Genomic DNA, 24182 nt, shown 5'->3' with positions numbered 1-24182 from the left:
AGAAGAAACCGGTCAGCCCTCGCCGCGACCGAACCCCTTTTTCGGGTAGCCCCGCGTGGCTCCGATATGGAATACACCAGACTCGGTTCGACCGGGACGACAGTCTCACAGCTGTGTTTCGGCACGTGGCGCTTCGGCCGGGAGACCGGCGGCGTCGTCGAGACCGACCGCGAGGAGGCCCACGAACTGCTCGATGCGGCGTGGGAGCGCGGCATCAACTTCATCGACACCGCCAACGTCTACGGTAATCCCAACGGCACCAGCGAGGAATACATCGGCGAGTGGCTCGATGACTACGACCGCGAGGACTTCGTCATCGCCTCGAAGGTGTACTTCCCCTTCGACGGGCGCGGCGAGCCCGGTCCGAACGACTCCGGCCTCGGGCGCAAGCACATCCGCGCACAGATCGAGGGAACGCTCGACCGCCTCGATACGGACTACCTCGACCTCTACTACATCCACCGCTGGGACGAAGAGAGTGACATCGAGGAGACCCTGTCGGCGCTCGACGACCTCGTTCACACGGGCAAGGTCCACCACCTCGGCGCGTCGACGATGGCCGCCTGGCAGTTGACCAAAGCCCTCTGGAAGAGCGACGTCGAAGACTACGAGCGCTTCGAGGTGACCCAGCCGCTGTTCCACGCCGGCTACCGCGACGACGTGAAGGACTACCTGGACGTCTGTGCCGACCAAGACATGGCCGTCTGTCCGTACTCGCCGCTCGCCGGCGGCTTCCTCACGGGCAAGTACGAGCGCACGGACGACGACGACCCGACGGCCTTCGAGGGGCCGGAAGGCTCCCGTGGCTCGCTGTCCGACCGCTTCGAGGACTTCTACCTCTCCGAGCGCGGCTGGCACGTCCTCGACGAACTCCGCGCTGTCGCAGACGAACTCGACGCCACGCCCGCGCAGGTCGCGCTCCGCTGGCTCATCGAACAGCCGGACTTCACCTGCGTCCCCATCGTCGGCGCTCGTACCGTCGACCAGCTCGACGAGAACGTCGGCGCGACGGATATCTCGCTGTCCGACGACCAGTTCAACCGGATCGTGAGCGCCCGCTACGCCGAGGACGGTGAGCGCTGGGGCCACCGTGGCTGACTGCTAGGTAGTGTATCTGCTGTCTTATCCTCCGCGGCCACTTCTAACAGCCTGAAAGCGCCTCGGGGCTTTCTGGCTGTTCGCAGTTACTACGAAATTATACACGGCCAGTACGATCGAAAATCCGCCCCATCACTCCGCTTCAGCGGGGTCGACGACCTCGCCGCTGGCCGGATAGACACCGATCTGGTCACAGTGGCCCGCCAGCGGGCACGCATCGGGGTCGTCCAGACAGGCCGGCTTGCGGGCGCTACAGTACTCCCGGCCGAACTGAATCATCGCAGTATGGCCGAAGCCACACTTCTCCGCTGGCACGTCGCGCTCCAGATACTCACGGACGGTCTCGTGGTCAGCGTCAGCCGGGGCCAGTCCCATCCGACGGGCGATGCGGTGGACGTGCGTATCTACTGGGAAGACACCGCCGCGACCGCCCGCAAATAACAGGACGCAGTCGGCGGTCTTCGGACCGACGCCGTTCATATCGAGCAGCGTCGACCGCACCGCCTCGGGGTCTTCTTCTCTGACGAACTCGTCGAAGCCCGATTCGCCGCCGTACTCCTCACAGATGCGCTGTGCCAATGCGATGATGCGCTCTGATTTCTGGTTGTACAGCCCGGCCGAGGAGATGGTCTCGGCGAGTTCGGGCTGATCGGCGTCGGCTAGCGCGCGAGCGAGGTCGCTGTCCGTGTCTCCCTCGCTGTTCGCCTCCTCATCGCCGCCATACCGCCGCATCAGTTCGTCATGGGCGGGCTGGCTCGCCTTGTCGGATGTGTTCTGACTGAGAATCGTCCGGACCAGACACTCGAAGGCGTCCCGGCCGCCGTATGTCTTCGTCCAGTACATCTCGCCGAGATGGTCCACGATGGCTTCGGCTCGCGTCCCCGCCGTTTCCGGGTCGAACGTTGCCGACTGGCCGCCGCCAGCGGTCCCGCCGCTGATGTTCTCCGCTGGTTCCTCGTCGTTCATATCGGGTGCCAGGGCTGGGACCGACAAAACGCCTGTCCCGAAGGCGGCCCGTCGACGGAACGGGACCCGTGTGGGGTGGCGGCACCACGTTCTTGGCTGTCGCTGTCGTAGTCCGGGGTCCGATGGGCGAGAGTGATCTCGGACTCGCGGCGGCGGTGTCGATAGCGCTCGGCGGCATGATCGGCGGCGGCATCTACGCCGTGCTGGGCGTCGTCGCGCAAATAACGATGGCGGCGACGTGGGCGGCGTTCGTGCTAGCCGGCGTCGTCGCGCTCTGTGCGGGGTACTCGTACAACGCACTCAACTCGCTCCGTGACGCCCACGGCGGCTCGGTGTCGTTCGTGCAGTGTCACCTCGGGAATACCACACTCGCCGGCATGGTCGGTTGGACGCTGCTGTTCGGCTACATCGGCTCGATGGCGATGTACGCCTTCGCGTTCGCGGAGTTCGCTATCGCGCTCGGCCTCCCCGACGGCGTCGTGGGCCTGCCGATGCGGCCGGTCGTTTCCGTGCTGGCAGTCGCCGCGTTCGTCGGGCTGAATCTGCTCGGTGCGGGCTCGACGGGCGCGGTCGAGAACGTGCTGGTTGCGCTGAAGCTATCGATTCTGGTCGCCTTCGGTATCCTGGGGCTGGTGTACGCGTACGGGTTCAGCGCCACACCGGTAGACCTCGGCCTTGATCGGCTCACGAGCGCCGACCCGATTGTCGCAGCAGCGATATCGTTCGTGGCGTTTCAGGGCTGGCAGTTGCTGTTCTACGATCAGGAAAGTATCGAGGATCCGGCCGAAACTATCCGGAAAGCGGTGTACATCTCGATTCCGGTTGCGGTCGCCGTCTACGTTCTGGTCGGGATCGTCACCGTCACTCTCGTACCGGACGCGCTGACGAGTACTCCCCACGTCGCGCTGAAGGATGCGGCGGCGACGATGCTGTCCCCCTACGGCCTGGCGTCGCTCGGGGCGGCGCTGCTGTCGATGTCGGCGCTGTTCTCGACCGGTAGCGCCATCAACGCCACGCTGTTCTCCGCGGCACACTTCGCGAAAGGGATGCTGACCGACGATCTCCTGCCAGACCACATCGGCGACGCGGAGGCCGACGGCGTGCCCGAGCGGACGGTCGTTCTCATCGGAGCCGTCACGGCGGCCTTCGCAGCGGTCGGCAGCCTCAACGCTATCACTTCCTTCGCTTCGCTGTCGTTTATTATCATCTTCGGCGCGATGAGCGCCCTCGCGCTCAGGCAACGTGACAGCGACGCCGTACACCCCGTCCCACCGGCCGTCGGCGCGGTCGGGGCACTAGGGTTCTTTCCGTTGATGCTACAGAACCTCTGGACGCGCGAGCCCGGGACCTTCTACATGGTCGTGGTTATCGCGTGTGCTGTCATCGCAGTCGAAGTGCTGTACTTCGAGCGGGAGTATCTGGAACGCGAAGTCGCTCGAATCGAAGCCACCGTCCCCGAGTCGGTCGACTCGGACTGAGGTCCCGTCCTCGTACGTTCCGGACACCGGTAGCTGGCAGGAATTGGCGGCTCCGGTGTGGTCCACAGCAAAGGACCTGAAATGGGGCGTCCTTGGGGCGAGACGCCCACGGGACAGACACGAAAAACTCGTGGCATGCGGCGACGGGCTATGCCCACGGTGGTCGTCGCCGCGAAAGATGGTCGAGACTGACAGGTCAGTACACGCTCACGTCCGAACTCTCACCTCCTGTCGGGCGGCGTTTGCGCGGACGACAGGGACGGCAGTACCCGACTCGCTACGGCGACAGATGTCCCGCCTCGGTGTGGCCTGTTCGTCCGGCATACAATTGTTTAGGCTACCCTAAAACACAAAAAGCCATCGGTTTCTAGGCGAGCCAAAAAATAAAGCGTCAGTTACTCCTCGACGACGACGGTGCCAGCCATCCCCGCGGCCTCGTGCGGAATACAGACGTAAGCGTGTTCGCCGGCCGCTTCGAACGTGTGAACGTAACTCTGGCCGGACTGAACGGCTCCCTCGCCGTTCTCCCACCCTTCGCGTGCAGCCGACTCGCTTTCGAACCCACCGGATGCCCAGTAGGTCGCGTCCTCTGGGAGGTCTTCTTCGATAGCGGTGACCGAGTGCGCTTCGCCGCCGACGTGTTTCCAGGCGACTGTGTCACCAACGCTGACCGTGAGTTCCTCGGGCGCGAACGCCACCGCCTCCATGTCGACGACGTGGTCGGCGTCCTCGGGAACGCCCTCGACGACGTTCGGGCCGCCGGACAGTGACGACTCGGTGTCTTCGGACTCCTCGCTGCTGTGGCCTCTGGATCCGCTCGGGGCGCTGTCGACAGCACCGACGACGGCAAACTGTCCAGTTCGGGTGGCATCCGCAAGCACTGTCGGATTGCCGTCGCCGTTCGTCAGCCCTTTCGAATAGTCGCTCAGCGCAGCCTCGAAGTTCTCGTAGGCGTCGTGGTCCGCTTCCTCCAGCATCTCGTGGACCCGAGCCTCCTCGAAGGTCGCGAAAACATCCTGCACGATAGCCGCCGCAGCCTCCCCGTTACCGCCGGCGCTCCCGGCGATGGCGTACGCCGCCGCAATAGCCTCGTCGTTGAATGCCGTCGCCGCAGCAGTGACGTCCCCACCGTCTTCAGCCGCGGAGCGAACGTCCGTAAGCGTCGATTCGAAGCTCTCATAGGTTTCCTCGTCGGCCTCTTCCAGCGCCTCGTGGAAGCCCGCCGCGCCGCTCTCGAAGTGAGCAAAGGTGTCCTGAATGACGGTCGCCGCGCGGTCGGTCTCCGACAGCGCCGCGAGCCCGGCCGCGTCGAAGGCCCGGCCGATCATGTAGTCGGCTTCTGCACCACTGGCGACGGCCGTCGACAGGGCCGCCTCAAAGTCGAGCAGAGCCTGCTGGACTCCGTCGTGGTGGGTCGCCACGGCCTCGCTGTCGTTGTTCTCGTAGGCCGACTGTAGTGAGGTGAGGTGCTCCTCCTCGAAGCGGTGGTAGAGGTCCTCGCTCTCGTGTTCCATCGTCTCGTGGAAGCCGAGTTCGTTCTCCTCGAAGCGGGCGAACACGTCCGAGACAATCGTCGCCGCGCTGTCGGCGTCACCGAGGCGATACAGTTCGCGGGCGTCCGCGATACGGGCGCGGAAGAACGCCGACTCCAGCGCCGCGCGGGCGTCCTCGCCGCCGACCAACGCTTCGATACCAGCGACGAGGTTCGTATCGACCGTTTCGGTGGCGCTGTCGATACCGTCCGCGTTCCCGTTCCCGATAGCGCTGGAGAGGTCTTCCAGCCCGCCCTCGAATGCCTCATAGGCTTCGCCGTCAGCCTCTTCGAGCGCGTCGTGTGCGTTCGCTCCCTCGAAGTGAGCGAAGACGTTCTCGACGGCCGTCGAGGCTGCATCGGTCGCATCGTTGGCGGCGAGCCAGTCCGCGTCGGCGACGCGAGCACGGTAGCTGTTCAGCGTGACCGTGTGCGCGTACGCCTGTCCGGGACCGCCGGCGGACGCGAGCGCGGCCGCATCCCAGCCACGGGCCTGCATCGTCGCGAGGTGGCCCGCGCCGGCGACCGACGCTTCCTGAACCAGCGCATACGCGCCCGAAACGGTCGCATCGAGCGCGGCACGGGCCTGTTCAGTGACGCCGCTTGTGTCTTCGTTACCCGCGGCGGAACCGATGCCGGCCAGTGCGTTCTCGAAGGCTTCGTATGACTCCGCGTCCGCCTCCTCGATCTGGCTGTACACCAGCGCATCCTCGAACGCGGTCACCGTCTCTTCCGCAATGGCGGCGGCCCCCTCGTAAGCACCCAGTGACCCAGCCATCGCGGCGTTGCTCGCCCGACTGCCCAGCAAGAGCAGGTCCAGTACTCTGGTGGCCTGCTGTCCGGCAGCGGCCTGCTGAGCCGTCTGGAGGTGGCCCGACGCCTCGTCTGCGGCCGAGGCGGCTCCGGACACGTCGCCCTCTGACAGCGACGACTGGACCGCCCCGAGGGCATCCTCGAACCCCTCGTATGCTGACTCGGATGTAGACTCAAGCTGTTCGTGGGCCCCGTACTCGCCGGACGCGCCTTCGAACCGGGCGAAAACGCTCTGGGCGACACTCGCCCCTGCACCGGGTGCGCCGGCCCGGCCCAGCGCGACAGCATCGTACAGCCGCGCCCGGTAGACGTTCCACTCAGTCGCGACAGCGGTCATCGGTCCGACCGAGACGCTGCTTTCGCCGCTATCGTCGGTTTCCGCAGCCGTTACCTGGTCTGTCGCTGCTTCGGTATCAACTGACGCCGTGTTCGATTCTGACGACCCCTGACTGGGACACCCGGCGAGCAGTCCCGTCGCAGCGATCCCCACCGTCTTCAGCAAGTCACGTCTCTGTGGCATACAGACGATTAGGTTCGCCTAAAAGACTTAAGACCACCGATGTTTTGGCGAGCCTAAACTGCTACGTGATTACACGTCAAGACAGTGAGACGGTAACTGTGTCCCCGGTACTGACACCGAACGCTTCGTCGCCGCGGCCGCGGTTGACGGCGAGTTCGACGTTCCCATGGCTGCCGACAGTGACGAGTCGCTGACCCCGGTCGACGGCGGCGTAGGCTCGGCGAACCGGGGCCTCGACACCATCGACTGCGACCGTCCCGCCGAACCGGTTCGCGAGGAACTCTCCGGGAATGTTCGTCACAGCGTTCCCGAAGTCATCGACGACGAGGACCTCACCGGTCGCTCCGTCACCTTCGACTGCGGCCGCCGGGAACCGGAAATCGACGTAGTCGTCTGTCAGGGCGACCTCGGACCGGGTTTCGACGTTGTCGACGCCGGTATCGTGGACGGCTGCCGCGGCGGGCGCGAACACGTCCCGCCCGTGGAAGGTCGTGCTCGCCGGGTCGTCGTAGGCCCAGGTGAACACCTCGAACGCGTCGGCTGCGTCGTTTTGGTTTTCGGCTAGTTCGCGGGCGACCGGCAGGAGGACGCCGTTGTCAGGCCCCACGAGCGTGTGGTCGCCTGCGCGAACCACGAGAGCATCTCTGTCGGTCCCGACGCCCGGGTCCACGACGACGCAGTGAACTGCCGGCGGGAAGTACGGGAGCGTCTGCGTGAGCCAGAAGGCCGCTGCTCGCACGTCCTGCCGTGGAAAATCGTGGGCGATATCCTCGATACGCGCATCGGTCGCCTGACAGATGACGCCTTTCATCGCCGCCGGGTAGGGTGATCCGAAATCGGAACTGAGCGTAATCATCAGTCGTCGAGGTCGTCGAGCGATTCGGGGACTGATTCGCCCGTGGCGGCGTACCGTTCGAGCGAGTCGCTGTCGGAGACGTGCTGGAGCCGCTTGATGCCGTGGATCTCCTCGATGACCTGCACGACGGACGACGGGACCCGGTCGCGCCAGGACTCGTCGTCGATCATCCGCTGGCGGATCTCGCTGCCCTCCAGCCGGTCGCGGTCGAACATCGGCGACTGGCGGACTTCGATGCCGGCCTCCTCGAACAGGCGGACCACCAGCGGGTTGTTCGAGTACGCCACGTCGAAGTCGGGACACATACTCTCGACATGGCTCACCCAGACGGCGTTGCGGTTGATATCTTCGAGGGGCACGACGTAGGTCGTCAGGTCGTACTCCGCGACAGCCTTCGTGATCATCATAATCCGCTCACCGGCCGTAAAGGGGTCGTGTGTAGTGTGTGAATCGTCGGCGCTTCCGATACCCAGAACGAGCTCGTCGACTTCCTCCGAAATCCGCTCGACCATCGAGTGATGGCCGTTGTGGTAGGGCTGGAAGCGACCGATGTAGAACCCACGCATATTCCCCAGTGGGTGTGGTGGTTTGATAAACCCGACGACGCGGTACTGCGGAAATACAGCCCCACCTAATTCGGGCGCTGTACTGCGGTTTTAGGGGTGTTGCAACAACCGACACGGGGAGAAAGTATATCAGTCGACAGGCCTTCCGTGAGTATGTTAGCAACGTTTGTATGAGCGACAACACCGACGCGACTCCCGACCCTGACCGGGAGGCATCCGACGCTGGGGAGGAAGAGGCGTCGACCAACGGGGCCAAACAGAACCCCGACGAGCCTGCCTCTGATCCCTCGGCCGACGAGCCATCCGACCCCTCAGAGGACCGATGGGGCGAGGGAGAAACGTCCGAAACGACACTCGGAAGCGATGTCCAAGTTGACGGCGAGTCCGAACTGGACGGAGACGAGGAGAATCTCCTCGGCGGTCTCGAAATCGAATCGACCGCCGACATCGAAGTGCCAGACCGACTCGTCGACCAGGTCATCGGGCAGGACCACGCCCGTGACGTGATCAAGAAGGCGGCTAAGCAGCGCCGCCACGTGATGATGATCGGCTCCCCCGGGACGGGGAAGTCGATGCTGGCGAAGGCGATGTCCCAGCTGCTCCCGCGGGAGGAACTGCAGGACGTTCTCGTCTATCACAATCCCGACGACGGCAACGAGCCGAAAGTTCGCACCGTCCCCGGCGGCAAAGGGGAACAGATCGTTGAGGCCCACAAGGAGGAAGCCCGCAAGCGCAACCAGATGCGGACCTTCCTCATGTGGATCATCATCGCCATCGTCATCGGCTACGCCCTGATCCTCGTCCAGCAAGTCCTGCTGGGGATTCTCGCGGCCGGTGTCATCTATCTCGCGTTCCGCTACGGCTCGCGTGGCAGCGACGCGATGATCCCGAACCTGCTGGTCAACAACGCCAACCAGAAGACCGCACCGTTCGAGGACGCCACGGGCGCTCACGCCGGCGCGCTGCTTGGCGACGTCCGCCACGACCCGTTCCAGTCCGGTGGAATGGAGACGCCGAGCCACGACCGCGTCGAGCCCGGCGCAATCCACCAGGCCAACAAGGGCGTGCTGTTCGTCGACGAGATCAACACGCTCGACATCCGCAGCCAGCAGAAGCTGATGACGGCGATTCAGGAGGGCGAGTTCTCCATTACGGGCCAGTCCGAGCGCTCCTCGGGTGCGATGGTCCAGACCGAGCCCGTCCCCTGTGACTTCATCATGATCGCCGCGGGGAACCTCGACGCGATGGAGAACATGCACCCCGCGCTGCGCTCCCGTATCAAGGGGTACGGGTACGAGGTGTACATGGACGATACCATCGAGGACGACCCCGAGATGCGACGGAAGTACGCCCGGTTCATCGCCCAAGAGGTCGAAAACGACGGGCGGCTCCCGCACTTCACCGAGGAGGCTGTCCAGGAGCTCATCCTGGAAGCCCGGCGTCGCGCCGGCCGCAAAGGCCACCTCAGCCTGAAGTTCCGCGATCTGGGTGGACTGGTCCGCGTCGCCGGCGACATTGCCCGCGCCGAGGACCGTGACCGCACCGAGCGAGCGGACGTGCTGCAGGCCAAACGGCGCTCCCGGTCCATCGAGCAACAGCTCGCGGACAACTACATCGAGCGCCGCAAAGACTACGAGCTCACCGTCAATCAGGGCGACGTGGTCGGCCGTGTCAACGGGCTCGCCGTCATGGGCGAGGACAGCGGTATCGTCCTCCCCGTCATGGCCGAGGTCAGCCCGTCACAGGGTCCCGGCCAGGTCATCGCCACGGGACAGCTTCAGGAGATGGCCGAGGAGGCCGTCCAGAACGTCTCGGCGATTATCAAGAAGTTCTCCGACGAGGACATCTCCGAGAAGGACGTCCACATCCAGTTCGTCCAGGCCGGTGAGGGCGGCGTCGACGGCGACTCCGCCTCTATCACGGTCGCCACCGCGGTCATCTCCGCGCTGGAGAACGTCCCCGTCAAGCAGAACCTCGCCATGACCGGCTCGCTGTCAGTCCGGGGCGACGTGCTCCCGGTCGGCGGCGTCACGCACAAGATCGAGGCGGCCGCCAAGTCCGGCCTCGATACGGTCATCATCCCCGAAGCGAACACCCAGGACGTGATGATCGAAGACGAGTACGAGGACATGATCGAAATCATCCCCGTCTCGCACATCTCCGAGGTCCTGGAGGTCGCACTGACCGGCGAAGCAGAGAAAGACTCGCTGGTCGACCGCCTCAAGTCCATCACGGGCAAGGCGCTCGACCACGAGGTCGGTCGACAGAGCGGCAGTCCAAGTCCCCAATAAATGCCCGAGTGGGCCGCGTTCGTCGGCCTGACGGGGTTTCTTTTAACCGCACTTCTCGGTCTCGCGCGGCTCTCGCAGGGAGCCGTACGGCCCGACGGCGGCGTTTCCTCCACAGCTGACGGCATCTCGATGCCCGACGGCGACCCGACCATCCCGCGTTTCGAGACACAACGGGCAGCGGCCCAGCGGCGGCAAATGGAGGATACGCTTGCGCCGAGTGACCTCTCGACAGGGGCCTTACTTGCCAACGTCGCGTTCACGCAGGGGCTGTTCGGCGTCCTGCTGGTCGCCGGCGCGTTCTACTTCGAAATCCCGGCAAGCGCGTTCGGCATCGCCGCAGACTCCCTCTCGACGGGACTGCCGGCGCTAGCTATCGGCATCAGTGCGGGAGTCGGGTTCTGGCTGGGCAACGAACTCGCCGCCGCGCTAGCCGACGGCTTCGGCGTCACCTTCGATGAGTCGCTGCGGGAACTGCTCGCCCCGGACTCGGCCAGCGGCTGGGTCGTCCTGCTGGGTGGCGTCCTGCCAGTCATCGCTATCGTCGAGGAACTGCTGTTCCGGGCGGCGGCTATCGGGGTTCCCGTAGCCGGCCTCAGCGCGCCGGCGTGGGCGATGGCCATCGTTGCTTCCGTCGCCTTCGCGCTGGGCCACGGCGCACAGGGCCGTGCGGGCATCGTCGTCACCGGAACGCTGGGGCTGGGGCTCGCTGGCCTGTTCATCGCGACAAACAGCTTGCTCACCGTCGTCGTTGCCCACTACCTCGTCAACGCTCTCGAACTGATTGTCCACGAGGGACTGGGCGTCGACCGGCTCTGGGTTTAGAGGCCCTCGATGGCGCGGAGCTTCTGCTCGACGGGCGGCGGCGCGGCGCTCGGCCCGTCCCGAACCCGATGGTCCGGAATCAACAGCGGCACAGGGTTCGCGGCTAGTGCCTTCCGGACCTGTGCGAGGTCGTCCTCGTCGTCATCGTCCAGATCCGGTGTCATGTGCGCGACCTGTGCGACGGATGCATCCTCGCCGTACGGAATCTCTTGGACCGCTTCAAGCACTGTGCGCTGGTCCGTCGGGACCGTGAGGCCAACGGTAACATCCGCGAAGTCGTCCTCGACTCCCTGAAGGTACTCGTCGATGCGGTCAAGCAGGGCGTGGTCCTCCCCGGCGTCGTTCTCGGGCTGGGACGGAAACGACAGCGAGATGATCCGGTCGCCGGCTTCTCCGAGCTGGACGTACCGGTCGAGATACGACGACTCGCGGGCGTAGATTCCTGCGTCCCCGGTCGGTGCTTCCATACTATCGCTGTCGGCCGGTCGCCCCTTCAACATTCGGCATCGGCATTCGTCAGTCTTGAACCGAGAGCACAGTGGGGTAGTCGGAAATGAGTCCGTCGACGCCAGCCTGGACCAGTTCCCGGGCCTGGTACCACGTGCTGACTGTCCAGACGTTCAGGTCCCGGTCCTCATCGTCGGCGATGTCGACGAGGTCGATGTCGCGCAGGTCGGACTCGATGGACTCGCCGTCGTTGAAGAATGACGTTCCCTGAACCATGTTCCGGGGGACGTGCATCGCGTCGCAGTCGTAGCGGCGGGTGACCTCCAGCCCCGCCTCGATGCTGTCCCAGAAGAGGAAGGCAATAGGAACTGAGTCATCGTACTCACGGACAGTTGCGAGGGCGGCCTCGTAAAACGACGAGACGAGAATATCGTTGTCGTACTCGCTGACGAGGTCGAGCGTGCGCTCGGTGTAAGGCCGCCACAGCTCTCGCTGTGTCGATACTGTCTGGTCGGGCAGCGACTCGGCGAAGCGCAGGTCCTCGCTGCCGGGGTTCTTGAACTCCAGATTGACAGCAACGCTCGATGGAATCGCGTCCATGACCGTTTCGAGCGTCGGAACCGTCTCCCCAGTGCCGAGGACGGTCGCGCTGGTCACGGTATCGGTGTCTGTCTCGAAGACGAGTCCCTCGGCGTCGGTCAGGCCGCGCTCACCGCCGTCGCGCTCGGCCAGTCCGTTGTCGTGGAAGGTGACCAGCGTGCCGTCGGCCGTTGGCACCACATCGACCTCGACCATATCGGCACGCCGGTGGGCCGTCTGCGTTCCCGGTCCGCCGAACGAAGCCGCCTCGACGGCCAGTTCCGTGTTCTCCGGGTAAACGCCAGCGAACCCGCGGTGGGCAATAAGGGTTGTGTCGTCGGTCATCTCTTCGCCCTCGGTGTCGGTTGCGTCATCAGTTCCTGACTCGCCGCCGTCGGATTCCTGTACCGCTGTGCTCCCCGCAATCCCGGAACTCGCCAGCGTCGCCGCCGTTCCTTCGACGAACGTCCGCCGACCGATGTGCTGTGACATACTAAGTACCGCTGCCGAGCGGTCGTGAAAGACCGTTTATATGAGGAATATATGCTTCTCAGTAGAACCGGCTCCCGCCGATCAGGCGTGTAACTGTGTCCGACCAAGTTCTCGGGCTTACGTACTGTGGCGCTCACGGGCCGCGGCCACGACCAGTGGGAGTGTAATCGTCGCGTCGGCATACACCGAGACATTCCGGGCGTCCTTTTCAAGTTTCCCCCACGAACGGGCCTCGTCGAGCGTTGCGCCGGAGAGACCACCGGTGTTCGAGGGATCCATCGTCAACTGGACGGCGTAGTCGTAGGCGTCGGGCGAGACCAGCATTGTCTGGAGGACGTAGTTCTTCGGGACGCCGCCACCGACGACCATCGCGCCGGCGCTGTCGGCCTCGTACGCGATGTCCGTGATGTCGGTCATGTCCGCCAGCGCGTCGACCGTGAACTCACTGGTCTGTGAGTACATCCACGCCTGCAGGCCCAGCACGGAGTCCTGGAACGCCGGGCAGTACACCGGCACGTCGTTCTCGTAGGCCGCCGCCAGTACGCCGGCGTCCTCGGGTACGTCCTCGCGTTCGTTGACCTCGCTGTTGGCCCGGCCCAGTTCTTCCGTCATGCGCTGGATCGAGACGGCTCCGTCGTCTTCCAGCGTCGAGAACACCTCGTCCCGGAGGTGGTTCTCGAACAGGGCGAAATGCTCCTGTGGGAGGTAGACGTTGTAGATGCGGTCGACGCCCTCGTCACGGAGCGTCTCGTCGTGTTCGCGCTCGGTCCGGCCCTCGGGCGTCACTTCGCCGTGGTGGTGCTTCCCGCCGATGGCCTCGATACTGTCGTGGGTACAGTTCGCGCCCGTCGTCACGAGCACGTCGATGTGGCCGTCGCGGATGAGTTCACTGACGATGGCCCGCATTCCGGTCGGGACCATCGCGCCGGCCAGTCCGAAGAAGGTCGTCACGTCGTCGTCGAGCATCTCGCTGTATATATCGACGGCCTCGTGGATGTCGCTCGCGCCGATGCCGGCCTCGCCGTAGCTGTCAGCCAGTTCGCCGACAGTCATGCCGGCCCGGGCCTCCGCGTGCCCGATGGGGTCGTGGTGGAACGTCTCCCGCTCGTCGGTGTGGTCGCTCATTGCTGTGCAGTCGAACGCGGGCGGGTTTCAACGCCGTGGTTCGCCGCGGCCCTCGACATCTCAGGCCAGTTCCAGCGCCGCCCCACAGCAGTCCGACCGGTACTGCTCGCGTTGCTCGACGAGCTTGCAGTCCTGATAGCGACGGGCGACGAGGCCGCCACACGCCTCGCAGGTGAGCACGTGCTTCGGCTCGGTGAAGGCCGGACAGTGAACGTCGGTGTTGAGCTGATCGGCCCGGTCTCGGAAGGCCCGCCCGTGGTCGGTCGTCCCGTCACGCTGGTACTGCTCGACGTGGATGAGTTCGTGGCGCAGCGTCGCCTCCCAGGCTTCCCGGTCGAAGGTCGAAAACGCGTCCCAGGTCAGCGACACCGTACACGGGACCGGGCGGCCGTCGCTCCCGTCGAGGCTGTCCCAGTCGTAGGGCTCGCCGACGGTAGCGTCGGCCAGTTTCGGCCGCTTGACCGCGGCGGCCCGACGCTTGGCTCGATGGGATACTTCCCAGTCGACGAGGTCGAACCGGACCGAGACGCCCCACTCGCGGCGGACTCGCCGGCAGTACTGCCGCGACCAAGCGATAAGGTTCGCATCTGATTTGATGCCCTCGTACGAAACAGGTTCGCCCATCGCCTCAGAGGCCGGTCGGGCAGTCGATGTAGGTCGTCTCCAGCCCCCAGTCATCCGCGACCGCCTGGAGCGACTGGACCCCGAACGTCTCCGTCGCGTAGTGCCCGGCGAGGACGACGTTGATTCCCTGCTCGCGCGCCTCGTGGAAGGCCTTCTGTTTCCCCTCACCGGTGATGAGCACGTCGGCGTCCGTCTCGACTGCCTCCTGAAGCCAGTCGACGCCGCTGCCGGTGACGATGGCGACATCTTCGACAGTAGACGGGCCGAAATCCAGTACCTGCACTGGCTGTCCGCCAGTATCTACGTTTCCTTCGAGGGTTTCGGTGAGTTCGGAGACTGTCTGAGGTTCTGCCAGGGTCCCGCGCTGTCCGATGTGCTCGCCGCCCATCGACCCGAACGGCGCGCGATTGTCGAGGTCCAGCAGGTCCGCGACGCCGGCAGCGTTGCCGAGCGACTGATGGCCGTCAAGCGGGAGGTGGGCGACGTACAGCGCGAGGTCGTTGTCGATTAGCGGCGCGACGCGGCGGTAGTTGGTTTCAGTCACGCGCTCCATCCCGCCCCAGACGATGCCGTGGTGGGTCACGAGCAGGTCAGCGCCCGCCCCGGCTGCGCGGTCGATAGTCTCGACGGCCGCATCCACCGCGAAAGCGACGTGTTCGACCGGTTGGCTCGCCGGCCCGACCTGCAGGCCGTTCGGACTGGCGTCGATGTCAGCGTAAGCCTCGATGTCGAGTCTATCGTCAAGACGTGCCGCGATGTCTCCGACGTTCATACCGCGGGCTTCGAGATGACCGGTGGTATGCTTTTCTCTACCGGCGTCTGGCTACCCGTCCGCCTCGACCAGCTGGCCGTTCGCCTGCCCGATGAGGTCCCGGTCCACCGCGGCGTCGATGATGGCGTCGAACTGCTCACCATCGATGTCGTAGGCATTGACCGCAACCTCGCGGATTTCCGCGCGGTCGACCGGCATCTCGCGGTTCTGGAGCAATCGCATCACTTTGTTGTACTCCAGTTTCGTCAGCGAGGGGCCGTCGGCGCTGTCGTCGCCGTTCCCGCTGTTATCGGTGTCCCCGCTGCCAGTCTCGGTCGCCTCTCCCGTAGCGTCGGTCGCTGCCGTCCCCTCCGCTCGTTCGTTCGAGGTGTCCGTCGCAGCCGTTTCCGACGCATCCGGCCCCGGTGTCGAGTCCGCCGTCGCCGCTGACCGGTCGGATGGGTCCTGCTCCGCCACGCTCGCACCATCCTCGCCCAGCAGCGAGCCGTCATCGGTTGGCTCGACCACGCTGTCGGTGGTTGTCGGCTCATCGGTCGTCGGCGTCTCGGATTCGTCCAGCAGTCCCGGCGGCTCCGTTGTCCCAGCATCGCCAGTCGTCTCCGCCGTCTCGCGGGCGTCGGCCTTCGCCGCCTCGACAGCCGGTTCGACGATGGTTGCGAGCTTCTCCCGGCAGGTCGAGCAGAGTACGACGGTTCCCTGTTTCTCGGCTTCCGGGTCCAGCGATTTCGGGATAATCGGATACTTGGAGAGCGAGACATCGAGCGCGCCACCGCAGAAGTAACACGACGATAGCTGGTCCATGCCCGCAAGAACGACGGCCCGTTTAATAAATGACCTCTTGGCTCACCGACGCCGTGTGGAAAGGCCCTGGCGACACTATCGGTCCGGGCGGGACTACCTGCATCTCCGTGTATTCGTTGTATTAAATTGAATACGACTTACCGGTCGAGAAACCCTCGGACCAGTTCAGCGACTTCGCCGCCCGGTTCCACCCACGGCGTGTGGCCGTGTGCCGGGCGTTCGTGGAACTCGGCGTCGGGCATCTTCTCGGCGACGGGACGGCCCACATCGGGCGGCCAGAAGGCGTCCTCCGTTCCCCAGACGAACTGCGTCGGGCGGTCGATACGCACGATTTCGTTCCGAATATCGAACAACGGATGGGCACGGCCGTACGAGCCCTGTGCGGTCGCCAGCGACCGTTGGCTGTCCTCTCGCCCCGGCAGGTCCTGCCCGGCGGCGAGCAGTTCGTAGAACGCGTCCGGTATCGCCGAGGCGTCGACGACGTTGACCCGCTGCATCGACTGCTTCGCGTTCTCAACTGGGTCACCACGGCTGAGGAGCCACAGCAACACGCGGTTGAGGCCACGAACCGTCAGCAGACGGAACAGTAGCGGGAGGTCCCGCGAGACGCCGCCCGGCGCACCGACCAGTTGCAGTCGGTCAACGCGGTCGTGGTCGATTGCGAGCAGGAACGACTGCAAGCCACCGTGGGAGTTGCCGACGACGTGGGGCCGGTCGATAGCGAGGTCGTCGAGCAGTTCCAGCAAGTATGCGACCAGAAACGACCGGAGGTCTCGGTCCCGATAGCTCGGCGCGGCCGAGAGGCCGAGACCGGGCCGGTCGGGAGCGTACACGCGATACTCGCCGGTGAGCGCCGGGAACAAGGGGAGCCACGTCGCCGCCGGCGTCCCAACGCCGTGAAGCAAAAGGACGGGGTCGCCATCCGGGTCCCCGCCGACGAGATAGTGAACACGACCCGCGGCGTCCGTCTCGACGACTCTGGACTCGACAGCGAGGTCGTAGTGGTCGGCAAGACGGGCCTGGGCATCCGCGTACCGGCGTTCGGCTGGATGAGGCCAGTCGTCTGGCGACAGGGCACGGTCCTCGGAAGCTGTGGTACTGCCACTCATGACCGGACTGTCCAGCGCCGGGCGTATCAGTGTACCGTGGCCCGGTGTTATGTGCCTGATTGCGCCTCCGTGAGACACATATAGCTCCGCTCCCTCGCTCCCACATGGAGGCTATCGAGGGGACCGTCCTTGCCGGGCGGTCGTTTGAGCCGGTCCACGGCAGCGTTGTTGTCGAGGACGGCTACATAACTGCCATCGAGGAGACGTCTGAGCGCGACAGTGACCACAATCGCATTGTCCTGCCGGCGTTCGTGAACGCCCACACCCACGTTGGAGACTCAGTCGCAAAGGAGGCGGCTGTCGGTCTTGGCCTGGAGGAGGCAGTAGTTCCACCGGATAGTCTGAAACACCAGCAGATCGCAGCGGCCGACGACGAGACGCTGATTACAGCGATGCATCGCACGCTCCGGTTCATGGAGCGAACCGGTACCGCGGCGTTTCTCGACTTCCGGGAGTTCGGCGTCAACGGGGCGCGTGCGCTCCGCGAGGCCGCTTCGGGGCTCGATATCGAGGACTTCATCTTCGGGAGCGACGACTCCGCGGTGCTTGACGTGGCCGACGGGTTCGGTGCCAGCGGCGCGAACGACGACGATTTCACCGCCCAACGGGCCGCCGCCGAGGAGTGTGAGGTCCCGTTCGCTATCCACGCTGGCGAACCGGACGCCACCGATATCCACCCGGCGCTGGATCTGGAGCCGGACCTGCTGGTCCACATGGTCCATGCCGAAGCAGAACATCTCGAACGGGTGGCCGACCAGGACGTCCCTATCGCGGTCTGTCCTCGTGCGAACCGCGTCCTCGGGGTCGGCCGGCCGCCGATAGAGACGCTGCTGAAGTACACTGACGTGGCACTCGGGACTGATAATGTAATGCTGAACGCACCCTCGATGTTCCGTGAAATGGAGTACACCGCGAAGACGTTTGACCTCTCCTCGCGGACAGTACTACAGATGGCGACGACCGCCGGAGCCGAAGCAGTCGGCCTCGACTGCGGTGTCATCGAACCCGGCCGTCGAGCCGTGCTACTGGTCCTCGACGGTGACTCGGACAATCTCTCGTCCGTCGCCGACCCGGTTGACGCAGTCGTCCGGCGGGCATCCCCGCTAGATATCGACCAGGTCATCTGCTGAAACGGACGGCAGGAATAGACCCGGATATATTTGGAATCAGTGCTGGTCCGCGTGGGCGAACACAAACGCCCGAAGGAGTTTCGCGGCCAGCGTCGCCGCCTGGCCGTCGTCGTAATCGTTGACCTCGACGATATCGGCGCCGACGGCGTGGGGTGCGACGGCCCGGACCACGGTGTGCATCTCGCGTGGTTCGAGGCCGAACGGTTCCGGTGTCCCAGTGCCCGGCGCAAACCCGGGGTCGGCGGCGTCGATGTCGACGGAGAGATACACTCGCTCGTCGTCGAACGCGGGTGACCAGTCGGCCACGTCTTCCGGCGGGACCACGGTCACGTCGTCTTCGCTCGCGCGGTCCCACTCGGCTTCCGAACCAGTGCGTGCGCCCAGCACCACTGCTTTGTCGGCCACCGAGAGCACGTGGCGAGTCACCGTCGCGTGGGAGTACTCGTCGCCGGCGTAGGACTCACGCAGGTCCAGATGCGCGTCCAGACAGACGAACACATCCGGATCGAGCGCGCGCACACCAGCGACGGAGACGGTGTGTTCGCCGCCGACGAGGAGCGGGACGGCTCCCTCGCTATCGAAATCCGAGAGGGTGCCCTGGAGGAAGGTGAGGTACTCGGCGACGTCGGCTGTCGGGCCGATATCGCCGTGATCGTAGACGGAACAATCAGTGAAGTGCTGGTCGGTGCGGTGGTCGTAATCGTCGAACTGTTGGCCGAACTGGCGGATACGGCGCGGGCCGAACCGCGCGCCGGGGCGAAACGACGTGGATGCATCAAGTGGCGCGCCCACAAGCGCGTAGTCGGCCGCCCCGCGGTCGGCCCCCGCACCGGGCAACATCGTTACGAGCGTGTGATCTTGCGCTGTTCCTCGTACTGGAGGTACTCGATCTCGTCGTCAGGCTGGAGGTCGATGTCTTCGGGGACGCGCATCGTGAACGTGTCGTACGTGTCGAGGTCCATGACCTGGGCGTCGTTGCCGTCGGTCGAGACGACCTGGCCCTGCTTCCGGTTGACGATCGGGACCCAGACCTTCGCATCGACGGGCTGGGACAGCGAGCGCTTTTTCCCGTCGAAGACACCCTTGGCGTCGATTCGGGCCTTGGCACTGCCGTGCTTGCCCGGCTTGGCCGTGCTATAGGAGTTGATCTTACACGGCGTGTCCTCGATCATTACGTAGCTTCCTTCGTCGAGCTCTCGAACTTCGGTCTGCTCTCTTGCCATACCGCCGGATTACCCCTGTTTGGGTATAAACGGTTTGGAATGCCTCAAGCCAGACCCGTCGCGACTCCCACTCTATAGCTGTGTTCGCCTGAGATGTGAGTCACCCACCCAGAACGCCCCGACGGCAACGCCGCGTGCTGCGACCGTTCCCGTCCTACCCCCACAGTTCAAGTGAGCTTGCACTAACCACACAGGTGTGGCACTCTCGTTCGACCTGTTCGGGACGCTCGTCGCGGTCGACCGGCCGACGGAGCCGTGGGACGCCGTTGCGGCGGCGCTGTCGGCGCGGTCGGTACAGGTGCCCGACGACTGGGAGGCCGCCTACCGCTCGGCCCATCGCGAGTACGACCGCGGTCGGGAAGCGCCGCTGGACGAGCACGTTCGGCTGGCGCTTGCCAGCCGTGGGGTCGAAGTCACTGAGGAGACGGCAGCTGAGGTCGTCCTCGACGCGTTCGATAGCCCCGTAACAGTCCGCGGCGGGGCCGTCGACGCACTGGCGGCCGCAGCACAGCGAGGGCCGGTCGCTATCTGCTCGAACTGCAGCGTCCCGGGGCTGGTCGACCGAACGCTGGAACGGGCGGCTATCGAGACCCGGAGCGGCCACGAGTTCGACGCCGTCGTCACCAGCGTCGACTGTGGCTGGCGGAAACCGAATCCACATATCTTCGAATCGACTGCTGACGCGCTCGGCGTGGGGCTTGCAGACCTCGTCCACGTCGGCGACGACGCCCGCACGGACGGTGGCGCGGGCCGCGCGGGCGCACGGTCGATTCTGCTGGATGACCATTCGCTACCGGCGATAGCCGAACAACTCCGGGAAGGAGAGCTATGTTAAGCGCGCTGGCCGTGGCCGTCGCCGGGGGACTGGAACTCGCAATCGGTGAGCCGCCGACCCGCTTACATCCGGTTGCGTGGTTCGGACGGCTCGTCGGGGCCGTCGACCGCGAGTGGGACCACCCGCTTGCAGTCGGAGCGCTTGCCGCGGCGCTGTTGCCGCTCGGAGTTGCTGTCGTCGTCGGTGGCAGCGTCGCACTCGCCGCCACTCGCGAACCGCTGGCCGCCGTCGCGCTCGCCGGCCTCGCGCTGTTCCTGACCACGAGCCTCCGCAGTCTTCTTTCGACCGCACGGGGCGTTATCGCCGATAGCGACGCCGACCTCCCGGCTGCTCGGGACGGGCTACTCGCACTCGCCGGTCGCGACGCCAGCGCTCTCTCTCCGGGTGAAATCCGGAGCGCCGCTGTCGAAAGCACGTCTGAAAACCTCGCCGACGGCCTCGTCGCGTCGCTGGCCGCGTTCGTTCTGGGTGGACTGGTCGCGACAGGTGTCGGCCTCTCGGCGCTTCCCGTCGCCGCCGGCGCAGCGGCGTGGGTCAAGGCCGTCAACACGATGGACTCGATGCTGGGCTACCGCTCGAAACGCGTCGGGACGCCCGCGGCGAGGCTCGACGACGCCGTGATGTGGCTGCCGGCCCGGCTGAGCGCGCTCCTGCTCGCCCTCGCCTGCGGGTCGCCTCAATCAGTGGCCCGCGCTCGGTCCTGGCTGGACGGCGTCCCCTCGCCGAACTCCGGGTGGCCGATGGGGACGGCCGCCGCGGCGATGGACGTTCGACTCGAAAAGCCGGGCGTGTACGTCCTGAACCCTGCGGGAGGCCTCCCTGACGTGGCGACGGCCCAGCGTAGCGTCACGCGGGTCGGCGTCGCCGGGGTGCTGGCGTATTTTCTGACCGGCCTTGGGGTGGTCGCGTGGTTCTGACCGCAGTCCGGGGAGCCCTCGGCTTCCTCTCTCGGCTGCCGGTCGGCCACAGCGAGCGGGCATGGGAGGCCTTCGTCGGGACGCCGGCAGCGTTCCCGCTGGCCGGCTACGTCGTCGGCGGCCTCGTCGCGCTCCCGTTCCTCGCTGCCGGTCTGCTCCCGGCCCCGGTCGTCGCCGCGGCATACCTCGGGAGCGTCGTCCTCGTCACTGGCGTCAACCACGCCGACGGCCTCGCTGACCTCGGAGACGCCGCCGTCGTCCACGGCGACCCCGCCGAGCGCCGCGACGTGATGCGGGACACGACTATCGGCGTCGGGGCCGTCCTCGCACTGGGGACCGTCCTTCTCGCGCTCGTACTGGCCGCGCTAGCTGTTGCCGGACTTCCGCCGCTGGTCGCCGTTTCGCTGGTCCTCGCCGCCGAGGTGGGAGCGAAGCTCGCCATGGCGACGCTGGCCTGCGTCGGCCGCCCGAGCCACGAAGGGTTCGGCGCGACGGTCATCAACGACAACGGCCCGCGCCACCTCGTCGGCTCACTCGCTGTCGCGCTCCCGGCTGTCGTGGTCGCCGTTCCGGTGACCGTAGCCGCAGTTCTCATCGGCCCGCTGCTGGCACTTGGCCTCTCACGCTGGGCCGACCAGCGACTGGGCGGCGTCAGCGGTGATGTGTTCGGCGCGGCCAACGAACTCACGCGCGCCGTCGCGCTCCACGTCGGCGTCGCAGTGTGGTCGCTGTTCGGTAGCATCTGGTCGATACCACTGGTCGACTGGGGGGTGCTCACGTGGATGCCTTGGTGATGTGTGGAGGGCGAGGGACGCGGCTCGACATTGAGGGCGAGAAACCGCTCTTTCGCGTCGGCGGTGTTCCAATGGTCGACCGGGTCGTCGGCGCACTCGAAAATAGTGGCGTCGAACGAATTGTCGCCGCAACCTCGCCGAACGCACCGGAAACACAATCACGTCTGAATGTTCCCTGCATCGAAACGCCGGGTAAAGGGTACGTCGCGGACCTCGACGCGGCGCTGGCCGACGACAGACTCTCCCGGCCGGTGCTGACCGTCGCCGCTGACCTGCCGCTGCTCGACGGCGAGATAGTCGACCGCGTGCTCGACGAGCACAGCGGGGGCTCACTGTCGGTTCTGGTCCCAGCCTCGCTGAAGCGCGGGCTCGGCGTCAGCGACGACACGACGTTTGAGGACGGCGACCGGGAAGTCGCGCCGACGGGCGTCAACGTCGTCGGCGACGGCCCAGACGACATCTGGCGCACGCGGGACCGACGTGTCGCAGTTAACGTCAACACGCTCGCTGACGCGCGCGTGGCGGAACAGTGGCTGTAACCACAGACAGTGGACACCGCGAAACTTTCTCCACACCGCCGGCCGTAGCCCCTGTCAATGGACCCTGATTCGGTCGAGGGCTTGCGGGCGAGTGGCGGCGACGGTGCCGGGGACGCCATCGGTCCGGACGGGCGCGTGCCACACGGCAGCAGCGACGATCCGGACCTGCTGGATTTCAGCGCGAACACGAACCCCCGCGTTCCGCCAGACGCCGCGGAGACGTACCAGAACGCGTTCGAGCCCGCTCGCTCGTATCCGGCCGACGACTACCCCGCGTTCCGCGAGGCCGCGGCAGCCTTCGTCGACTGCGACCCGGCACAGGTGATACCCACGGCCGGCGGCCTCGAAGCCATACGCCTCACGATTCAGACGACGGTCCGTGCGGGCGATAGCGTCCTCGTACCGTATCCCAGTTTCGGCGAGTACGCCCGCGAGGTCCGGCTTCAGGGCGGGACGCCGGAGTTCGTCCCACACGACGAGCTACTGACCGTTGATCCGGACGGTCACGCGCTCGCCATCGTCTGCAACCCGAACAATCCGACCGGCGAGGCCGCCGACCCGTCGGCGCTCCGGGCCTTCGCCGATGACTGTCTCGATGCCGGGACGACACTGCTGGTCGACGAGGCGTTTCTCGGCTTTACCGACGAGCAGTCACTGGCGGGCCGTGATGGCGTCATCGTCGCGCGCTCGCTGACGAAGCTGTTCGGCCTCCCCGGCATCCGGATGGGCTATGCTGTCGGGACGGGCGACGCCGGGGACCAACTCGCCACTGCGCGACGCGCCTGGTCGATGAGCGCCGCCGCGGCCGCGGTCGGCGCACACTGCTACGGCCAGGCCGAGTTCGTCGCCGAGACGAAGGCCCGCGTCGCCGAGGAGCGAGCCCGCATGCAGGAGCGGTTGGCGACGCGGTTCGACGTGTATCCCTCCGATGCGCCGTTCCTGTTGTTGGCAGTCAGCGACGCTGACGGGTCCGTCGACGATATTCTGGCCGCTGCACGCGAGAGCGGTATCGCGCTCCGGGACGCCCGGACGTTCCGCGGGCTGGACTCGCACATCCGCGTCGCCGTCAGAGCCCCCGGAGAGAACGACCGGCTGCTGGACGCGCTGGATGTTTGAGACGACCGTTCGAGATGGCGTCTGCCAGATTCGCCGCGAGGGTGCCCGCTGGCTCTCGACGGCGTGGGACGGCGGGTATCAGCACTCCGATGCCGTCTATAACGTCACCGTTCCCGATGGGTTCGAGCGGACCGACCTCGACGCCTACCGCGCGGAACGGCTCTCCGCGACCGGCTTCCCGGTCGGCCCTGCGCTGCTCACGGGCGTTCACATGGAGCACGCCCGTTGTGCCCGGAGTGGTCCGGTGTCGGTGCTGGCGACAGCGGGCCTCTCGAACCCCGCAGCGTTGCCGATGTCAGCAGCAGAGACAGCGGACGATGCCGACGGGACCGCGTCGAATCCGGCAGACAGCCCCGACTGGCGTCCCGGCACGGTCAATCTCGTCGTCGGGGCCGACCGGAAACTGGACGACGGCGCGCTGGCGACGCTGCTCGCCACTGCTGTCGAGGCGAAGGCCGCGACGCTGTTGGACGCGGCGGGCGTCCCCGGAACCACATCGGACGCGGCCATCGTCGGCTGTGTCCCGAGCGCTGAACGCGCGTCTTTTGCCGGGAGTGCGACCGAAATCGGGGCTGCTACCCGCGTCTGTGTCCGCGACGCTATCAGGACGAGTCTGGCCGCCCGCTACGGTGGCGACGCCCTGCCGACCGTCGACGGCGCGGAATACGGAGTCGTCACCGACCGGGATACCGAGGTCTTCGAGCCGTGAGGGGTCGGTGTATCACATGACGGTCACGG

At 65.9% G+C, this 24182-nt stretch carries 24 protein-coding genes; 11 read left to right on the top strand and 13 right to left on the bottom strand.

Features of this window, described 5'->3' with window-relative positions; translation table 11 throughout:
- The first annotated feature begins 66 nt into the window (after positions 1-66).
- On the top strand, positions 67-1098 hold the full coding sequence (locus C444_RS04530) for an aldo/keto reductase (protein ID WP_004591210.1): 1032 nt from the start codon (positions 67-69) through the stop codon (positions 1096-1098).
- Positions 1099-1230: 132 nt separating this feature from the next.
- Here C444_RS04530 and C444_RS04525 read toward each other — a convergent pair whose 3' ends face one another.
- The gene (locus tag C444_RS04525; RefSeq protein WP_004591209.1) at positions 1231-2064 is read right to left on the bottom strand and encodes an endonuclease III domain-containing protein; all 834 of its coding nucleotides are present in this window, start codon (positions 2062-2064) and stop codon (positions 1231-1233) included.
- 122 nt (positions 2065-2186) lie between these two features.
- Between C444_RS04525 and C444_RS04520 the strand changes: the two genes are divergently transcribed.
- Complete coding sequence (locus C444_RS04520; protein WP_004591208.1) at positions 2187-3542, top strand: APC family permease; 1356 nt, start codon at positions 2187-2189, stop codon at positions 3540-3542.
- A gap of 395 nt (positions 3543-3937) precedes the next feature.
- Here C444_RS04520 and C444_RS04515 read toward each other — a convergent pair whose 3' ends face one another.
- From C444_RS04515 to C444_RS04505, 3 genes are all read right to left on the bottom strand, one after another.
- The gene (locus C444_RS04515) at positions 3938-6406 is read right to left on the bottom strand and encodes a DUF5059 domain-containing protein (protein ID WP_049909106.1); all 2469 of its coding nucleotides are present in this window, start codon (positions 6404-6406) and stop codon (positions 3938-3940) included.
- A gap of 76 nt (positions 6407-6482) precedes the next feature.
- Entirely contained in the window at positions 6483-7262 is a 780-nt protein-coding gene (locus C444_RS04510) for an SAM hydrolase/SAM-dependent halogenase family protein (protein ID WP_004591206.1), read from the bottom strand.
- Positions 7262-7828, bottom strand: coding sequence for a nicotinamide-nucleotide adenylyltransferase (locus C444_RS04505; RefSeq protein ID WP_004591205.1), 567 nt, complete (start codon positions 7826-7828; stop codon positions 7262-7264). The genes C444_RS04510 and C444_RS04505 overlap by 1 nt, the downstream gene beginning before the upstream one ends.
- Positions 7829-7998: 170 nt before the next feature.
- On the opposite strand from C444_RS04505, the gene lonB reads away from it, so the two are divergent.
- Together lonB and C444_RS04495 are read left to right on the top strand one after the other, a co-directional pair.
- Positions 7999-10119 carry an ATP-dependent protease LonB gene (gene lonB / locus C444_RS04500; RefSeq protein WP_004591204.1) on the top strand — a complete coding sequence of 707 codons (2121 nt, stop codon included), beginning with the start codon at positions 7999-8001 and terminating at the stop codon, positions 10117-10119.
- On the top strand, positions 10120-10941 hold the full coding sequence (locus C444_RS04495; protein ID WP_004591203.1) for a CPBP family intramembrane glutamic endopeptidase: 822 nt from the start codon (positions 10120-10122) through the stop codon (positions 10939-10941). It abuts the gene before it with no gap.
- Here C444_RS04495 and C444_RS04490 read toward each other — a convergent pair.
- From C444_RS04490 to C444_RS04460, 7 genes are all read right to left on the bottom strand, one after another.
- The gene (locus C444_RS04490; protein WP_004591202.1) at positions 10938-11441 is read right to left on the bottom strand and encodes an MGMT family protein; all 504 of its coding nucleotides are present in this window, start codon (positions 11439-11441) and stop codon (positions 10938-10940) included. The two genes, C444_RS04495 and C444_RS04490, sit on opposite strands and share 4 nt — an antisense overlap.
- A 16-nt stretch (positions 11442-11457) precedes the next feature.
- A complete protein-coding gene (locus C444_RS04485) occupies positions 11458-12459 on the bottom strand; it encodes a glycerophosphodiester phosphodiesterase (protein ID WP_004591201.1) in 1002 nt (333 codons plus the stop codon).
- Between the two features lie 117 nt (positions 12460-12576).
- Positions 12577-13584 (bottom strand): deoxyhypusine synthase, encoded by a 1008-nt coding sequence (locus tag C444_RS04480; protein ID WP_004591200.1) that lies wholly within the window; start codon positions 13582-13584, stop codon positions 12577-12579.
- A gap of 60 nt (positions 13585-13644) precedes the next feature.
- Positions 13645-14208 (bottom strand): SprT-like domain-containing protein, encoded by a 564-nt coding sequence (locus C444_RS04475; RefSeq protein ID WP_004591199.1) that lies wholly within the window; start codon positions 14206-14208, stop codon positions 13645-13647.
- A 4-nt stretch (positions 14209-14212) separates the two neighbouring features.
- Positions 14213-14980: a Nif3-like dinuclear metal center hexameric protein gene (locus C444_RS04470; protein WP_004591198.1), complete on the bottom strand. Its 768-nt coding sequence runs from the start codon at positions 14978-14980 to the stop codon at positions 14213-14215.
- A gap of 51 nt (positions 14981-15031) precedes the next feature.
- On the bottom strand, positions 15032-15781 hold the full coding sequence (locus C444_RS04465) for a hypothetical protein (RefSeq protein ID WP_004591197.1): 750 nt from the start codon (positions 15779-15781) through the stop codon (positions 15032-15034).
- A gap of 137 nt (positions 15782-15918) precedes the next feature.
- Complete coding sequence (locus tag C444_RS04460; protein WP_004591196.1) at positions 15919-16890, bottom strand: alpha/beta fold hydrolase; 972 nt, start codon at positions 16888-16890, stop codon at positions 15919-15921.
- Positions 16891-16994: 104 nt separating this feature from the next.
- On the opposite strand from C444_RS04460, the gene C444_RS04455 reads away from it, so the two are divergent.
- Entirely contained in the window at positions 16995-18020 is a 1026-nt protein-coding gene (locus tag C444_RS04455; protein WP_004591195.1) for an amidohydrolase family protein, read from the top strand.
- 36 nt (positions 18021-18056) lie between these two features.
- Here C444_RS04455 and speB read toward each other — a convergent pair whose 3' ends face one another.
- Positions 18057-18860, bottom strand: coding sequence for an agmatinase (gene speB / locus C444_RS04450; protein WP_004591194.1), 804 nt, complete (start codon positions 18858-18860; stop codon positions 18057-18059).
- A 2-nt stretch (positions 18861-18862) separates the two neighbouring features.
- The gene (locus C444_RS04445; protein ID WP_004515075.1) at positions 18863-19243 is read right to left on the bottom strand and encodes a translation initiation factor IF-5A; all 381 of its coding nucleotides are present in this window, start codon (positions 19241-19243) and stop codon (positions 18863-18865) included.
- A gap of 196 nt (positions 19244-19439) precedes the next feature.
- Between C444_RS04445 and C444_RS04440 the strand changes: the two genes are divergently transcribed.
- The 6 genes from C444_RS04440 to C444_RS04415 are packed head-to-tail and all read left to right on the top strand — an operon-like array spanning position 19440 to position 24153.
- Positions 19440-20078: an HAD family hydrolase gene (locus C444_RS04440; RefSeq protein ID WP_004591193.1), complete on the top strand. Its 639-nt coding sequence runs from the start codon at positions 19440-19442 to the stop codon at positions 20076-20078.
- The gene (locus C444_RS04435) at positions 20072-20995 is read left to right on the top strand and encodes a CobD/CbiB family cobalamin biosynthesis protein (protein WP_004591192.1); all 924 of its coding nucleotides are present in this window, start codon (positions 20072-20074) and stop codon (positions 20993-20995) included. The genes C444_RS04440 and C444_RS04435 overlap by 7 nt, the downstream gene beginning before the upstream one ends.
- Positions 20986-21789 (top strand): adenosylcobinamide-GDP ribazoletransferase, encoded by an 804-nt coding sequence (gene cobS, locus C444_RS04430; RefSeq protein WP_004591191.1) that lies wholly within the window; start codon positions 20986-20988, stop codon positions 21787-21789. The genes C444_RS04435 and cobS overlap by 10 nt, the downstream gene beginning before the upstream one ends.
- Positions 21789-22328, top strand: a complete 540-nt coding sequence (locus tag C444_RS04425) for an NTP transferase domain-containing protein (protein ID WP_004591190.1) — start codon at positions 21789-21791, stop codon at positions 22326-22328. The genes cobS and C444_RS04425 overlap by 1 nt, the downstream gene beginning before the upstream one ends.
- A 57-nt stretch (positions 22329-22385) precedes the next feature.
- Positions 22386-23444, top strand: coding sequence for a threonine-phosphate decarboxylase (locus C444_RS04420; protein ID WP_004591189.1), 1059 nt, complete (start codon positions 22386-22388; stop codon positions 23442-23444).
- Positions 23437-24153: an adenosylcobinamide amidohydrolase gene (locus tag C444_RS04415; RefSeq protein ID WP_004591188.1), complete on the top strand. Its 717-nt coding sequence runs from the start codon at positions 23437-23439 to the stop codon at positions 24151-24153. The genes C444_RS04420 and C444_RS04415 overlap by 8 nt, the downstream gene beginning before the upstream one ends.
- The last annotated feature ends 29 nt before the right edge of the window (positions 24154-24182 follow it).

This window comes from Haloarcula japonica DSM 6131, assembly GCF_000336635.1.
Classification (GTDB): domain Archaea; phylum Halobacteriota; class Halobacteria; order Halobacteriales; family Haloarculaceae; genus Haloarcula; species Haloarcula japonica.
This window is presented reverse-complemented; position numbering and strand designations above follow the sequence as displayed.